Annotated in this window: 13 protein-coding genes; 8 read left to right on the forward strand and 5 right to left on the reverse strand. The window is 61.1% G+C overall.

Annotated features, from left to right (window positions below; translation table 11 throughout):
• Window positions 1–250: 250 nt before the first annotated feature.
• On the reverse strand, window positions 251–1279 hold the full coding sequence (locus O2S87_RS00005) for a glycosyltransferase family 4 protein (protein ID WP_475406898.1): 1029 nt from the start codon (window positions 1277–1279) through the stop codon (window positions 251–253).
• A gap of 151 nt (window positions 1280–1430) precedes the next feature.
• On the opposite strand from O2S87_RS00005, the gene O2S87_RS00010 reads away from it, so the two are divergent.
• Both O2S87_RS00010 and trxA read left to right on the forward strand, forming a co-directional pair.
• Window positions 1431–2108, forward strand: a complete 678-nt coding sequence (locus tag O2S87_RS00010) for a 2,5-diamino-6-(ribosylamino)-4(3H)-pyrimidinone 5'-phosphate reductase (protein WP_475406739.1) — start codon at window positions 1431–1433, stop codon at window positions 2106–2108.
• 66 nt (window positions 2109–2174) lie between these two features.
• Window positions 2175–2507: a thioredoxin gene (gene trxA, locus O2S87_RS00015; RefSeq protein WP_475406740.1), complete on the forward strand. Its 333-nt coding sequence runs from the start codon at window positions 2175–2177 to the stop codon at window positions 2505–2507.
• Between the two features lie 102 nt (window positions 2508–2609).
• On the opposite strand, the gene O2S87_RS00020 is transcribed toward trxA, so the two are convergent.
• Window positions 2610–2747, reverse strand: a complete 138-nt coding sequence (locus O2S87_RS00020; RefSeq protein WP_475406741.1) for a hypothetical protein — start codon at window positions 2745–2747, stop codon at window positions 2610–2612.
• A gap of 74 nt (window positions 2748–2821) precedes the next feature.
• Window positions 2822–5317 carry an ATP-dependent DNA helicase gene (locus tag O2S87_RS00025; RefSeq protein ID WP_475406899.1) on the reverse strand — a complete coding sequence of 832 codons (2496 nt, stop codon included), beginning with the start codon at window positions 5315–5317 and terminating at the stop codon, window positions 2822–2824.
• A gap of 250 nt (window positions 5318–5567) precedes the next feature.
• On the opposite strand from O2S87_RS00025, the gene tbsP reads away from it, so the two are divergent.
• Both tbsP and O2S87_RS00035 read left to right on the forward strand, forming a co-directional pair.
• Window positions 5568–6386, forward strand: a complete 819-nt coding sequence (gene tbsP, locus O2S87_RS00030) for a transcriptional regulator TbsP (protein ID WP_475406742.1) — start codon at window positions 5568–5570, stop codon at window positions 6384–6386.
• Between the two features lie 61 nt (window positions 6387–6447).
• Window positions 6448–8166, forward strand: coding sequence for a YcaO-like family protein (locus tag O2S87_RS00035; protein ID WP_475406743.1), 1719 nt, complete (start codon window positions 6448–6450; stop codon window positions 8164–8166).
• A 1-nt stretch (window position 8167) separates the two neighbouring features.
• Here the strand turns inward: O2S87_RS00035 and O2S87_RS00040 are convergent, their stop codons facing one another.
• Window positions 8168–9268, reverse strand: coding sequence for a mechanosensitive ion channel family protein (locus O2S87_RS00040; RefSeq protein WP_475406744.1), 1101 nt, complete (start codon window positions 9266–9268; stop codon window positions 8168–8170).
• Window positions 9269–9459: 191 nt separating this feature from the next.
• On the opposite strand from O2S87_RS00040, the gene trmB reads away from it, so the two are divergent.
• From trmB to O2S87_RS00060, 4 genes are all read left to right on the forward strand, one after another.
• Complete coding sequence (trmB, locus tag O2S87_RS00045; protein ID WP_475406745.1) at window positions 9460–10509, forward strand: HTH-type sugar sensing transcriptional regulator TrmB; 1050 nt, start codon at window positions 9460–9462, stop codon at window positions 10507–10509.
• A gap of 116 nt (window positions 10510–10625) precedes the next feature.
• Window positions 10626–11870 carry a PAS domain S-box protein gene (locus tag O2S87_RS00050; protein ID WP_475406746.1) on the forward strand — a complete coding sequence of 415 codons (1245 nt, stop codon included), beginning with the start codon at window positions 10626–10628 and terminating at the stop codon, window positions 11868–11870.
• 184 nt (window positions 11871–12054) lie between these two features.
• Entirely contained in the window at window positions 12055–12636 is a 582-nt protein-coding gene (locus O2S87_RS00055) for a MogA/MoaB family molybdenum cofactor biosynthesis protein (protein ID WP_475406747.1), read from the forward strand.
• Between the two features lie 214 nt (window positions 12637–12850).
• Window positions 12851–13915, forward strand: a complete 1065-nt coding sequence (locus tag O2S87_RS00060) for a Gfo/Idh/MocA family protein (RefSeq protein WP_475406748.1) — start codon at window positions 12851–12853, stop codon at window positions 13913–13915.
• On the opposite strand, the gene O2S87_RS00065 is transcribed toward O2S87_RS00060, so the two are convergent.
• A complete protein-coding gene (locus O2S87_RS00065) occupies window positions 13912–15969 on the reverse strand; it encodes a DEAD/DEAH box helicase (RefSeq protein WP_475406749.1) in 2058 nt (685 codons plus the stop codon). The genes O2S87_RS00060 and O2S87_RS00065 overlap by 4 nt on opposite strands.
• Window positions 15970–16070 lie beyond the last annotated feature (101 nt).

A 16070-nucleotide genomic window follows, 5' to 3' on the forward strand; every position in this document is an offset into this window, starting at 1 on the left:
CCAGAGACATCCATGTCACACAGCTGTCCATCTTCATCAGCTATTGATCGCCAGCCCCGCGAACGGCGTCCCATTTCCTGGAGTTGATTGGTCAGCTACGGCGTTAGAACTTGTGGGTAAGAGACAGGTCGACAGCGAGCGTGTACGCCGACCCTGTCGTCGAGCTTCCGACAGGACCGCTCATCGAAGGCCAACGGCCCGATGTGATCGTTCGATACACCCCACAGGACCGCTAACGAACAGAAGCTTCTCAGTCGAGAGCGGTGCCGTACACATCGAGTAGGTCGTCGACGACCTCGTCCCACGTTCGCGGCTCGTACTGAGGTGGCCCCTCACGGGCAAGCGCCTCGTCAATGCCGCGGGCGATCGAATCCGAGTCGGTCGTTACCTCGACGAGACAACCGTCCGGTAAGGTTTCGCGGACCCCACTCGGGGTGGCGACAACCTGCGCGCCCGCTGCGAGCGCTTCGGTAATCGTCAGGCCGAACGGCTCGGCTCGTGACGGCGAGATGAAGACGTCCGCAGCCGCATAGTAATCGCCGAGTTCTTCTTCGGCGATGTAACCGGCGAATTTGATCCGATCACCGAGCCCGAGCAGTTCGGTAAACATCTTGAGGTGGTCGGTCTGGTGGCCCGAGCCGCCGATGACGAGCGTTGCCTCGGTGTCCTTGATTTTGTCCATCGCATACAGCAGGTGGCTGATCCCCTTCTGGTCGGTGTGTCGACCGACGAACAACAGCAATGGGCCGTCGATACCGAGGTCGGCTTTGACGTCAAAGCCCGTGGTCTCCAGCGACGAAAAGCCGTTGTGAACGACGTGTGAGTCCGTCTCGTACAACTCAAGGACGTTCTGTCGCGTGATATCGCTCACCGAGATCAGCACGTCGGACTGCTTGGCGAGTCGACGTTCGGTTTCGACCTCGCGTTTAGGTGGGGTGATGTTGCGATCCGACGAGAGCGAATGGAACGACGACACCCAGACGGCGTCGGTTTCGCGCTTGGCCCGAAGGCCCGGACCGTAGCCGAACCAGTCGTTGGTGTGGGCGATATCCGCCTCGGCGGCGAGATCGACGAACCTGTCGCTGAGCCGGCCGATCCGCGAAATGATGTCCCCCTCACCGGTCGGAACGCTGTAAATACCTTCCCTGTCTGTCGGCGCGTACTCTTCGGGCAACAGCAGTTGCACGTCGACGTTCTTGCGTTCAAACGCCTCGAACACTTCACCGACGTAGGTGTCGAGCCCTCCCGTGACGTTCGGCGGAAACCCCCACCCGAGCATAAGTATGCGTGGATCCATAATCCACGTTCGACTACCCCGCACTTATCAGTTGGCCCGTTTGAGATGCAGAATCGTTGCCATTCGCCCAAACAGCCGGTCGACGTACGCAGCGAGTCGAAACGCCGATACGCTCGCCAGCCAACCGTCCGCTATGGATGTCGTTGTCAACGCCGCGATGAGCCTCGACGGAAAGCTTTCGTCGCGCCGACGCGAGCAGATTCGAATCAGTGGCACCGACGACTTCGCCCGCGTCGACGATCTGCGAGCGTCGGTCGACGCCATCGTGGTCGGAATCGGGACCGTACTCGCCGACGACCCACACCTCACGCTCGACGAGAAGGCCCGCCACCAGCGCCGCGAGCAGGGTCGACCGCCCGCACCCGCGCGAGTCGTGGTCGACTCACGCGGTCGTACCCCTCCGGATGGCCGCATCTGCGACAGTGAGGCACCGACCTACGTGCTCGTCTCGACGGCTGCCCCCGACGATCGCCTTGCAGCACTCCGCAACGCGGGCGCAGCGATCATCGTCGCTGGCGACGAGCGCGTCGACCTTCCCGAAGCATTCGACGCACTCGCGGCCGACGGTATACACAGCCTACTAGTCGAAGGCGGCGGCGAACTGATTTTTTCAATTATCGAGAACGGACTCGTCGACGAGATGACGGTGTTTGTCGGCTCGCTGTTGATCGGTGGCCGCAACGCACCAACGCTTGCCGACGGGGACGGCTTCGTCGAGGAGTTTCCGCAACTTTCATTGGACGGAGTCGAACGAGTCGACGATGGTGTTCTCCTGCGTTATACAGTTCCAAACGAGTCACGTAACCGATAACTCGGTCGTGTGGCACAGCGACACAGCCCTACAACTGTTATACCACTTGAGCCTGTACCTACATGTATGAGTACTACAACCGCCGAACCGATCCACGTCACAGACGAAGCTCACTTCGAAGCGCTCATTGAGTCGAACTCGGTCGTGCTCGTCGACTACTACGCCGACTGGTGTGGTCCGTGTAAGATGCTCGAACCGACCGTCGAAACGCTCGCCGCAGAAACCGAAGCCGCCGTCCTCAAAGTAGACATCGACGAGCTCCAAGCGTTCGCCAGCTCGAAAGGGATCCGAAGCGTCCCAACGCTCGAGTTCTACCACAACGGCGAGTCGGTCGACCGCGTCATCGGCGTTCAAGACAAGGACGACCTGTTGGCCGCACTCGACGAACTCACCGCCTGAGTGAGTCGGTTAAACAAACATCGTCGTAAGACCAACAGTAAATCCGAAGGTCAGTACCTCCGCCGAAATGCGACCTATTTTTCACTGCCCAAACAGCCGTCGCTAGGCGACCTGCTTGAAATCGAGCCGGTGACCGGTGGTCGATTCGTGTTCGACCGCTTGCTGTTGGGCGGCCGCAGCGGTTTCGACGATTCGTTCTTCCGCACAGTCTCGACAGACGAGATGGAACGTCGGTGGCATTGGACGAACAACGTCATACATACCACATAGTTACGCGGCGGCTGACAGTACAGTAGGTGGTGCCTACTGCCACGTTAGCCGACACGATCCCAAAACTGGTTGAACTGGCTCCCGAGGAACTCCGGCGTCAGTCGACGGAACTCCCGACGCTCCTGGTCGGCAAAGAACGACGAAACCGAACGTGGTTGGTCAGGGAGATACCGCTGGCCAACTAGTATTCGAACGCCACACTCGTCGGGGCTCCGGAGTACACGACCGATGGCCTGTCGAACCTGTCGGACCGCGGGAATCGTCAGCGCGTAAGTGAACTCGTTTTCGGCGCCGAACCGGTTTCCGTAGGCGTGTCTCACTGCCTGGACACGCGGTGAGCCGATGTTGACCAGCGGGACGCCAAACACCGCTGCCGTGTGGAGTTTCTCGCCGTCGTAGTCGACACCTTCGGTCAGGGTTCCGCGGGTACTCGTAACGAGAACCGCCGGATCATCGCCGAAAAACCGTTGTTTGAGCGCTTGGGTCTCCTCGTGACTCGACGATCGGTCGAGCAGAACCGGTTTGTCGACCTCGTCGCGAAGCCGGCGAGCGGCCCACGCTGCTTCGGCGTAGTTGGGGTACGATAGCAGGATGTTGCCGTGACTTCGGGCGATTTCGCGAGCGACGTAGGCGTAGCGTTCCCTGGTCTCGTTGCGGTTTTCGAGCGTTGGTGGTCCCCGGTTGCGTGCGGTAAACGGCATGACGTCGACGATCCAACTCTCGCGGTTCGACTCGGGAAACTGCAAGTCGTAGCTCCGGCGGTCGACCCGGCGGTTGGCACCCTCATCGCCCGAGGCAGTCCGTGTCGACAGCGATTCGAGGCCGCTGACTGACTCGAAAATCGAGATCGGTTCGAGTGTCGCACTCATTAGAATCCCGCCGCCGAACTCACCGAGGCGCTCGCAGACCTGTTCTGAGGGGATACAGTTGTACATTACCATCGAGGCGTTGTACGCGTTCTGCCACGGGTAGTCGGGGTTCCGGTACTCCGAACGGGTTGGTTCGAGCGTGATCTCGCGGAAGAAGTCGGTGTGGTCGCGAGTCCACCACTGGGCGAATCGGACACCGGTGGCCGTACAGACGCAGTCCCGGCTGATACCCTGTTGGGAGAGCGTGTCTTCGACGGCACTGCCGACCGTACCCAGCGTGCGGAAAAACGCACCGCCGTAGCCCGCGTTGTCTTCGGCCCACACGGTAAACGCGTCGCGTTCGTCGACCTGTGGATCGCGGAGTTCGAGTTCGACGGTCTCCTCGGGAAGCACCTCAGTTATAAATCCGGTGCCGTAGCCCTCGAACCGACCGGCGAGTTCGGTTTCGATTCGTTCGTCGAGCCACTGAATCGCCTCGCCGTAGAACTGGTGGGCGCGTTCGACCGCCTCGTAGGGAACGTCGTGGTTCGACAGATGGGTCTCGACCAGTTCCCTGTTGTCGGCATGCTGTCGAGCGCGTTCGAGCAGGACGCCGAAATCCCGCTGGGCCTGTTTGAGTGTGATTCGACCAACCGTCCCGCTCAGCAGATCACGAACCCGCTCTTCGAGTCGGTGGGCCTCGTCGACGATGACGAGCGTCCGTTCGTCGAGAATCGAGTCGGTGAAGTGGCGCGTTTGGCTGTCAAATAAGTGATTATAGTTGCCGACTACTACCTCGGCTTCCTCCAGTAGGACACCCATAACGCGGTGGGGGCAGGTGCCTGCCTCGACGGCCGCAGGCAGAAACTCGCGGGTCGATAGGACGTGGTCGACACCGTGGTCGAACCCGACCGGCGAGCCCCTGTCGCGGGCGTACCAATCGGCCTCGAACGGACAGTAGAGCGGTGTTTCCTCGCTGTCGGTGAACTCTGCCGGAGCTGCGGGCTGTGCGGTTCCGTACGGTGCAGTTGCCCCGGAGGTTTGGAGAGGGTCGGCGTCGCTGGCCGTCATATCTCGTTGGGCGGCCGCGACGAGTTCGCGGGCCCGGTCGGAATCCCACCAGTGGTCGGTATCGTCATTGGCCCCCTCGATGATTGCCGCTGGCTCGGGACCAACTGACTGATCAGCTTGTGATGAGTCAGCCGTCGACCCGTCGGCCGATTCGCCTACCGATCCGCCATCTGTGTTGCGGTGGCTGCCTGAATCGCCGCTCCGAACCAGCGCTGCCGTCGACTCTCTAAGTTCTTCACACCGTGATTGAACGGTGTTATCGGCCGGAAACACGTCTTCGCGTCCGTACGGACAGAGATCGGATTTCCCGACGAGGCCGACACCCGACAGTGGCTCGTCGAGACCGCGATTGATCGTCCGTAAGTCCTCGATGAACTGCTGGCGCTGCTGTTTGACCGGGGTGGCGACGACGACGTTCTCGAAGGAATCGGTTTCACGGAGGAGGAACGCTGCCGCGGTGAGCGCAGCCATCGTCTTGCCGGTCCCACAGGGTCCCTCCATCGCGAGATAACCGCGGTTGCCAACCGTTTCGATGGCCGCCTCGATGGCGTCGACCTGATTGTCGTAGGGAGTCTCGAAGCCAAAATACCGCTCCCACACCCGGCTCTCGTCGGTCGACACGTTCGATTGGCTTTCGCCCCTAATTGCATTTATATCCTCGGTGTTGACTGCTTGAACCCTTACTACGCCGACAGACAACGAGAACGTCCGTTTTAGGACGGTCCTCATAGTATCGGTTCATTACCATTGTTGCTGGTCCAATATCGTTCGCTACTAGCCAAGAAGCGTTAATTTAGTGGTGGAACTGTTGATGTGGTTGATCTGACCCAGTAATATTAAATATGAGTTCTCTTCTTATACTATACCATAGATGGCCTCAAATTTACTTGAGAGCGATATTAACAATATCCTACACACAGCCCTCACAGAAGCGAGCGACGACTTGTTGCTCGTCGATCCGACCCAGGAGACGGTTCAGGCACTGGTCGACGTAGCGACCGCGTTCGACGGTGAGCTACCGACGGTTCGCATGCTCGCCGACGAACGGGCGGTCAAAGAGACGATGGAAGACTTCCTGATCGCGAGTCGAGCTGCCGATCTGATCGACGACGAACAGCTGTCGATCCGAACGCTGACCGATCCAGCGGCCAACTCGTTGCTTATTTCCGAAGCATCGGTGCTGGCGCTCGTCTCCGCAGGCGACCGGATCGCCGCGCTGTCGACCGACGATCCAGCGTTCGTCGACAGTGCACGCAAAACGTACGACGAACAGTGGAACGACGCCGAACCGTTCGGTCTCCGAACCCCACCGATCACCCGTGTCCGTGAGACGCTCGAATCCGACATTAGTGCGACCGCTCGCGAGGACTTCGATGCGATGCTGGCTGGACTCGACACCGCTCGCGGAAACGGCGACGGTCTCGACGAGGTGACGATCTCGCTGTTGATCGCCGCCAAAAACGACGTGCTCCTCTACGACATCTCCAAGTGGGGAGAAGATGTCGGCATTGCGAGCAAAGCGACGTTCTCACGAACCAAAACCCGGCTCGAAGATATGGGTCTGATCGCGACTGAAAAGGTCCCCATCGATGTCGGTCGACCCCGCCTTCGACTCCAACTCGGCGACGACCGACTCCGCGCGGCCGATGCGGACGACCTCGCCGCCGTTAGCCAGGACCTACTTAACTAGAGCCTCGGTACCTGACAACGCCATCGCTGTGTTCTTTTAACTACCGTCGACACTGTGAGCTATGGAACTCGGACTCGTCGGTAGCGGTCCGGCACTCGAATCGCTATCAGCTGCCTGTCGTGACGTCGACCTCGACGTCGAACACGTCTCACCCAACGCGCTAACGAACGGAGAGCCGGTGGCAGACGTCGGCGCGGTCGTCGCGCCAACCGGTGCCGAGGTGTTCGACGCGGCGTCGACGGCGTTCGACCGGTGGGTGGCCGTCGAGATCGGCGGTATCGGAGGCCAGCCCGTCGACACGATCGAGGCGACAGTGTCGCTGTACAGCCCGGATTCGGGTTGTTACCGGTGTTTACGAACGCGCGTTGGGGTCGCCCAGCAAGAGGGGTCTGAGGACACTCCCCACGGGTCGCGAAGCGAGGTTCGTCTGGCGGGTGCGATCGCCGGTGCCGAACTGATCGGCTTGTTGTCGGGATCGAAACAGGGCGGCCGGATCGTCGAGGTGCCCTGGCGCGAACGAACGCTGTTGGCGGTTCCGGGCTGTGAGTGTGCCGACTCGGCAGCCGTCGACCGTTCGTTCACGCTGAATCATCGATCGGTCGGAATCAACGATGCGCTGTCACGGGCCGAACGGGCCGTCGACGAGCGGCTCGGCCCGATCACGCAGGTCGGCGAGCGCGAATCGTTTCCCGTTCCTTACTACATCGCGACCACCGCCGACACGACACCGTTCAGCGACGCCAGGGCCGCCGAGTTCGCCGCGGGCGTCGACGCGGACTGGGATCGGGCGTACATGAAGGCACTCGGCGAGGCGCTCGAACGCTACAGCGGCGGGGTCTACCAACACAGTGAGTTCGACGGCGGCTCGGAGCACACCCGCTCGAATCCCGTCTCGCCGCGACGGTTCGTCCGGCCCGACAGCTTCGAGACGCCCGACCCGGACCAGCGGATCGAGTGGCTCGACGGGACGGATCTCCGGACTGGTGACACCGTCTCGCTGCCGGCCGAATTCGTCTGCTTTCCGCCGCCGAGTCGGCGTTACCGCCCGGCGATCACCACGGGGCTCGGACTCGGAAACTCGACCATCGAGGCCGTTCTCTCTGGACTGTACGAGGTCATCGAGCGCGATGCGACGATGGTGGGGTGGTATTCGACGTTCGAGCCGCTCGGGCTGAGTGTCGACGACGAGGGGTTCGACGAACTCACCAAGCGAGCCAGCGCCGAGTCGCTCTCGGTGACGCCGTTGCTCGTGACCCAGGACGTCGACGTTCCGGTCGTCGCGGTCGCGGTCCACCGCGAAACCGAGTGGCCGAAGTTTGCGGTTGGCTCGGCGGCTGATCTCGATCCGACCGCTGCTGTGCGATCGGCGCTCGCCGAGGCGCTCCAAAACTGGATGGAGCTCCGAGCGATGGGTCCGGAGGAAGCCGCCGACCAGAGCGGTGCAATCGGCGAGTACGCCGAGTTCCCAACAGCCGTCCGATCGTTCGTCGAGCCCGAACAACGGATTCCGGTCGACTCTCTCGGTAGGCCACGCCTAACGGGCGAAGACGAACTCGATGCAGTCCTCGATCGGTTGGCGGCTGTCGATTTGGCGGCCTATGCAGCGCGACTCACCACCAGGGATGTGGCGCATCTCGGATTCGAGGCGGTTCGGGTGGTGATTCCCGAGGCCCAGCCGCTGTTTACCGGCGAGTCGTATTTCGGCGAGCGGACCCGGACGGTCCCGAACTCGCTCGGCTTCGAGCCGCGGCTCGACCGGCCGTATCATCCGTACCCCTGAGCTACGTCTCAGAGGGTGTGTCGGTCGACCGTGGTTCTGAAGCCCCGTTCGATTCCTCCGACTGTGATTCTTCAGCCGACATCGATCCGTCCGACTGGGTCGGGCTGTCGGACTGCATCGAGCTGTCGACGATGTCGGTCGACGACTCGGCGGCAGGCTGGGCGGCGGCCTCACGGAAGACGACCTGCGCCTCGCCGCTGTTCTCGTCGAACACGAGGTGTTGATGCGGGTACGCCATCTCGACGGTCGACTCGGAGGCGGCAAACAACTCGCGAAGTCGGGTTCTGACCTCGGATTCCACCGTGGCGATCTTGTAGGGTTTCTTCACCCAGTAGCGGAGCCGAAGCAACACGCCGTTGTCGGCGTAATCAGCGATGAGACTGCCCGGACTGGCGGGATACCGTGCGCTGCCGACTCGAATGTCTGGGCCGCCCTCGATGACCTCAGCGGTGTCCCTGGCCGCCAACTGCATCAGTCGACGAGCCTCGGGAATGTCCGATTCGTAGGTGACGAGCACGTCGAGCGAGAGTCGAGTTCGCTCGTCTTCGGCAGAGTAGTTTACGACATCGCGCTCGCGAATGTTGCCGTTCGGAATTACCAGAAAAGTATTATCGAGCGTGAACATCTTGGTGTACCGGATCGTGATATCGTCGACGAACCCCCGGGTGTCGTCGTCGAGTTCGATCATATCACCGATCTCAAACGGTTGGTCGGCCAGCACGAACACCCCGTTGAGGACGTTGCCGACGATGGGAGCGAGAATAATACCGACGACGGCCGAAAACACGGTGACCGAGAGGACAATGTCACCGATTCGCAGACCGACCAGCGAGCCAGCTACGATCACGGCACCGCCGACGGTCAGCCCTCGAATTCCACCAAGGACGGTTTGGGCGACGCTCTGACGGGTAAAACGGCGGGCGACCGTGCGGCCCAACAGCCGAACGAGGAGTTTGGACAACCACACACCGGCGGCAACGACCAGCAGCGCTGCGATGAGTCGGTGACCGGGGAACGCCAGCCAGCCCGGCAGGAACTGTTCGAACCCGTCTGCGGTAGTTCCGCCGTCGACCGTTGCCTGTAGGTGCCCAACGACGTTCATACGGGTGGCTCACAGCCTGTCGGAAAAAACGTTTCCTCCCGTATCGCGAGACAGTCTGTGGGTGACCACACGACTGTCTCGACTCGTTCGCTTGGAGGGATGCGCTCGGCGGTCGACCACTACTGCGTTTCGAACTGGCGTGCAACTCAGTTTATAATAAATTTCATACGGATGCTGCGTGTTGATCCAGTATGGCAGATGACCTCCGGCAGACGCTCGAAGCAGTCGGCGACCGGTTCAACCTCGGCGAGTACGAGATCGACGCCTATCTCGCAGTACTCGAACAGGGCCAACTCACCGCCAGCGAGATCGCTGACCGCACCGACATCCCACAGCCTCGGGTGTACGACACGGTTCGGAGCCTCTCGGACCGCCAGCTCGTCGAACTCAGGGAGTCGCGGCCGATGCAGATCGTCGCGATCGATCCCGAAAACGCGTTCGGAGCAATCCAGACCTCCTTTACCGAGCTGGTCGACGAACTCGCGGCTCGCTACACCGCACCGGCGCGCGAAACCGAGGCCGTCTCGCTGGTCAAATCCCGGTCGACGATACTCCGGCATCTCCGCGAGTGCATCAAGGCCGCCGAGTACGAACTGGTGTTGTCGCTGACGCCGGAGCTGCTGACGCAGTTCGCCGAGGATCTGACAGCCCAGATCAACGCCGGGGTGAGCATCGACCTGCTGTTGACGCCCGCCAGCGCGGCCCCAGACCCCGAGACGTTCGACTACCAGTCGGTAGCGACGACCGTGCGCGCACGGCGGGGAATCACGACGCCCGTGTTAGCGGTCGCCGACGGCGAGTACTCGGTGTACGCCACACAGGACGCCTTTCGTGACGACCGGGATCGATATGGCGTGATCTTCAACCGGTCGGCGCTCGGCTTTCTCATCTCGGGGTTCTTCGGGACGGTGTTGTGGAGCACCGCCGAAACGGTGGCCGTCGACGGCTCCGAACGACCGTTTCCCCGACGCTACGCCTCGATCCGACGGGCCGTCAAAGACATTCGAAGTCTCGGTGGGGAGTTTTACGCGACCGTCAAAGGTCGTGACATCGAGACGGGCGACGATCGCGTGATCTCGGGAAGGGTCGTCGACGTCGCCTTTCAAGACTCCGAAGAGGTCGCCTCACTACGCATCGAAACCGACACTGGAACGATCGAGGTCGGTGGACTCGTCGCAGCGCTCGAATCGATCGAGGGCCGCGAGATCCATCTCGGCCGTGACTGTCCGCCGGAACTGTAACCACAGGAGCTGACAACCCGTCGAACCGATAGATATCTCAGCACTACACCGGTATGTGTTAAATGATAATAACTAATAAACAGAACAATTACTTGCTGGCAGTTGCTTGATCAACTATGAGCGAGCCGATTCGGATTCTCCATGTCGACGACAAAACGTCGTTTCTGGAGCTCACTGCGGAATTTCTCTCCCAAGCCGACGAGCGCTTCGAGATCGTCAGCGAGACGCGACCGGCAGATGGCCTCGACCGGCTTGCGACCGACTCGTTTGATTGTATCGTGAGCGACTATCAGATGCCGTCGACGACAGGAATCGAGTTTCTCGAAGCTGTTCGCGAGAGACACCCCTCACTGCCGTTTATTCTCTTTACCGGTGAGGGCTCCGAAACGGTGGCGAGCGACGCCATCTCGGCGGGCGCAACAGACTACCTGCAAAAACAGACGGGCATTGAGCAGTACGAACTGCTGATAAATCGAATACTGAACGCTGTCGAAAGTCACCAGATTCAACAGGAACTCCACCAGTACCAACTTCTCGTCGGGACGGTTGGTGATCCGATGTACGTACTCGACACTGACGGCAACATCATACTGACGAACACGGCGCTGGCCGAAATGCTCGGCTGTGACCGTGAGGACGTGCTCGGAATGCACGCCGGAACGTTTCTCGTCGACGGTGGCTATCAGGAGGGGAAAGAACGACTGCACGCGATCCTGAAAGATCCCTCGACCGACTGGACAACGTACGAGGTCGATGTCAAACCTATCGACGGACGATTGATTCCGACGGAGATCAATATCGTACCCATTCTCTCTTGTGACAACGAGTACGAAGGAAGCGTTGGCGTCGTGCGTGACATCTCCGCCCGGAGGCGTCGCGAAGAGCGGCTCAACGCGCTCCATACGACGACCAGACAGCTGATAAACACGGAGACGGTTAAAACGGCCGCCGAGATCACCATCGCAGCGGCCGAAGACGTTCTCGAACTGGAGCTCGCCTCGTTTTTTGTGCCATCAGACGACGATCCCGACCGACTCGTTCCGATTGTCTCAACCGACCGGTCGGTCGAACTGTTCGGAACTGTCCCGTCGATACCACGAGGAAAAGGACTGGCTTGGCGGGTGTACGAAACCCAAGAGCCGATCTTCGCTTCGGACATCCGTGAGTATACGGAGACGTTGAATGAAGAGACACCCGTCCGAAGCGAGCTGCTGATCCCGGCCGGCGAACACGGAGTCTTCATCGCGGCAGCGACCACAACCAACGGTTTCGATACAACCGACAAAAAAATCGCACAGGTGTTGGTTGCCACGCTCACACGGGCGATTCAGAACAGTGATGAGTCGACCGCCGACACCTGACTCACCATCGACCGATAGGAACCTGCGTGGGTGCCACTGACGCAGGTCGTGAGAGCCGTGACAGATATCAACCGGATTCCGACTGACACGACGAAAGTCACACTGAGAGGTGACTGTCGTTGCTCACCGCAGGACGGACGACCCAAACAGCCGTTTTATACGCCCGTGTCGACCATATGGCAGTATGAGTGGTGGACAGAATCCAGCGCGAACAGCGACGAGCGATCCAGCCAGACGAACGGCCGACGACCACGGCCACGACATCGTCTCACCGCTGCAGGCCGCAATCCTCACCGTGTCGACCTCACGGGCGGCCGCTGACGATCCCGACGATCCCGGCGGCGATACGATCCAGACGCTGTTCGAGGACGCCGACCACCACATCGTCGAGCGCCGACTGGTCGCCGACGGAATCGGACCGATCCAGCGCGCGCTCGACGAACTGCTCGACGATCCGACCGTCGACCTCGTAGTTGTCACTGGCGGAACCGGGCCAACGGTCGACGACGTGACGCCGGATGCGGTCAGCGAGCGGTTCGACCGTGAGCTGCCGGGATTCGGCGAACTGTTCCGTCAGCTCTCCTCCGAGGAGATCGGTCCACGGACGGTCGCGACACGCGCGACCGCGGGCATCGCCCGCGACACCCCCGTGTTCGTGCTGCCGGGAAGCCGAAACGCCGTCGAGTTGGCGACCGAGGCGATCATTCTCGAAGAGGCTCCGCACCTCGTCGGGCTGTCGACCCGCCATCTCGTCGACGAACCGTGAGCGACGAGTCGCCACAGGCTTTATTATCGCCGCTTGCGGAGTTTCCGTACGGGACGAGTGACGGCTGAGTTCTGTACTGTGGGCGCTGTGCTGTTGGCTTCCCGTCCGCCACCGCTCGGTCTGCGCTAATCGGCACCCGACCGTGATGGGTCGGCCGACTGTGATCACCAGACTGGACCGGGGCTCGACTAACAGGAGCTGTACAACGATAGCAATGCAGTCAGACACACCACCACGACTGGGTATCGTCGGTCTCGGCGGTATCGGTCACTACCACGCCGATCTGTTGACCGACCAGCCAGCTGAACTCGTCGGCGGCGTCGACATCTCAGGCGATGCACGACGCAACTTCAGCGAACAGTACAGCGTGCCGACCTACGAGCAGGCCGACGAACTGATCGAGATCGTCGACGCGCTGTTCGTCACCACACCCAACCGGTTCCACGAGGAGTACACGATCAAGGCGCTCGATGCCGGCCTGGACGTCCTCCTCGAAAAGCCGCTGGCCCATACAATCGACAGCGCCCAACGGATCGTCGAGGCAGCCCACGCCGCCGAGGGGTTTTGCCTGGTCGGATTCAACAACCGGTTCGCCTCGCCGGTCGAAGTAATCAAACAGTACAAACAGGAGGGCCGCTTCGGCGAGATCAGACACATCGAGGCCAACTACGTCCGTCGGCGGGGCATTCCCGGCCGTGGCTCGTGGTTCACCTCGAAGGACGTCGCTGGCGGCGGCTCGCTCATCGACATCGGTGTTCACGCCATCGACCTCGCGCTCCACTTCATGGATTTCCCGACGATCATCGAGGTCTCGGGGACCGCACGCTCGCAGTTCGGCATCCGCGACGACTACGCGTTCGTCGAGATGTGGGGCGACGACATCGGTCCAGACGGGTTCGACGTCGACGATTCGGCGACGGCGTTTATCCGGACCGCCGAGGGTAACACCATCTCGCTCGACATCGCCTGGGCGACCAACCGACCGACCAACGACCGGTTCGTTCTCCGCGGAACCGATGCTGGCGCGACGTTCGACCGTGCGAGCCACGAGCTCACGATCTACGAGGACAGCACCGTCGGTGTGGACCACCTCTCGGACGTCAAAATCAAAACGCGCACCAGCGACACCCACAAAGCCGAACAGCGCTACTTCATCGACCACATCGGCTCGGAAACCACCCCGCCGCGAAACACGGTCGACGAGGGGCTGGCCGTCCAGAAAGTGATCGACGCGATCTACCGTTCTTCGAGCGCTGGGCGAGCGATCTCATTGGATTAAAACTCGTCGGCGAGCTCCTGTTCGGCGACGATCTCGAACGGCGTGAGTCCCTGGCGGATCCCATCCAACAGTCGGAACGCGTCGTCCGGTGCGAGGAAGTGTCGCGTGACGACCCGGCCGAGCGGCGTTGGCTCCAATCCATCAATAAACTCCCATTCGAGCAGTCGACCGATAGAGCGCGTAGTATCGATCTCGCCCAACATCCGGTCGTTGAGCCGCTTTGCTTTCTTGCCAGCGACTGTGATGTTCGCCAGCGTCTCCTCGACGGCGGCGGCCTCGTCGTAGACGTTTCGGACGTCCTCCATCTCCCCCTTCAAAAGCTTGAACGCCACCTCGTCTTCGGTCATCTCCATCGAGTTGTGGTAGGTGGCGTCGGGCTCGATCAGCATGTAGACCGTCCCGCGGTCGTGGTAGTCGGGCCGCCCCGCCCGCCCGAGCATCTGGCTGAACTCCTGGACCGAAAGCCACTCGATACCCATCGCGAGGGTGTCGAAAATCACCTGCGAGGCCGGGAAGTCGACGCCCGCCGCCAGCGCTGCGGTGGTGACGACCGCCGAAAGCTCCTGATCCAGAAACTGTTTTTCGACCTTCTTTCGCTTTCTGTAGTCGAGTCCTGCGTGATAGGGCGCTGAATCGTACTGGAGTTTCCGGCTGATCGTATGGCAGCGTCGACGCGAGTTGGTGAAGATGATCGTCTGGCCCCGATACCCCTTCGAGGATTTCTGGTCGAAGGCGCGTTTGACGAGTCGGTTTTCGAGTCGGAGCTTTTCGCGCTCGTCGGCAAACGTGACGTGGCGTTCGATGGGGATCGGGCGCTCTTCGAACTCGATCAGTCTGGCCTCGAGTCGACCGGCCAACCACTCGGGATTGCCGACGGTCGCCGATAGATAGATCCACTGTGCGCCATCGTAGCCTCCTTCGGTGCGGGCTGCGCGTTGCTCACAGTAGTATTTAAGCCGCGAGATCAGCCCGTCGAGGCGGTGGCCGCGTTCGTCCTCTTTGAGGGTGTGGACCTCGTCGATGACGACCGAGCCGATGTCACCGAGGTTCTTGCCCGTCCGCAGCGCGTGGTCGATCCCCTCGTAGGTGCCGACAATCACATCCGCGCTGGGATCGAACTGGCTGCCCGAGTCCGCGATCCGACTCGCACCGACGCGGATGGTCACGTCGAGGCCGAGGTCGCCGTACTGGGCTTTGAAATCCTCGTGTTTCTGGTTCGCAAGGGCGACCAATGGTACCAAAAACAGCATCTTGCCCTTGCCTTTGAGGGCTCTATCGACCCCGGCCAGTTCGCCGACCAGCGTCTTGCCGGTCGCGGTCGCGCTCACGACGAGCTGATCGTCGCCATCAAGGAGTCCGTTTCGGACCGAGAGACTCTGGACCGGAAGCAGGTTCTCGAACCGGGATTCGGTCATCGACTTGAGTTGGGGATGAAGGTCGAGATCTGCGGTTTTGACCGGGTCGACGTCGTCGACAGTGGCACTGATAACGTCGAATTTGGTTAGGTCGGGATCGAGTTCACCCGAAAGCAGGTCGACGATTCGGTCGAGATCCTGGACTTCGAGGAGGAGGTCTTCGAGCCGATCCTGGGCGGAGCCGGTGAACTGGCCCTTATACGAGAGTTCGCGTTCGAGTTCGGCGACTGCACAGTCCGGACAGATATACTCTCGGTCGGTTTTGATCGCGGTCTCGTCGGTGATTGGTCCGTAGCGACCGGCGTTGGCGCAGAACCGACAGGTTCGGACGACCTGGGCGTCGAGTTGGTAGCCGTCGAGCATCTCCCGGAGCTCTCGGCGGCCCCGTTTGGAGGTCTGCTGTGAGATGCGGATTCGGGAGGCGTTGCGAGCGAGGTCGACGAATTCAGTCGGGTCGCGTGGCTCCTCGCTGCTTCCCTGTTTCCGGCGGAACAACCCCGGTCGTGGGCCAGCGCTCGTCTCTTTGACCTCAAGCGTCCCGTGAAACACCCGAGAACCGTTTTTTCGGGCCACGACGCGGTAGCTATCACCGACTTCGTGGAGGAACAGCGTTCCGACCTGCGGGACCTGCTGAGACACGCCCGAGGGTAAGCAATCGGGGTATATCAGCCGTTCGGCTCGTCGACGAGTCGAAAGAAACGATGCAAGCCGATCAGTCGACGACCAGTTTAATACCGCCT

Source organism: Halohasta sp. A2 (assembly GCF_056175805.1).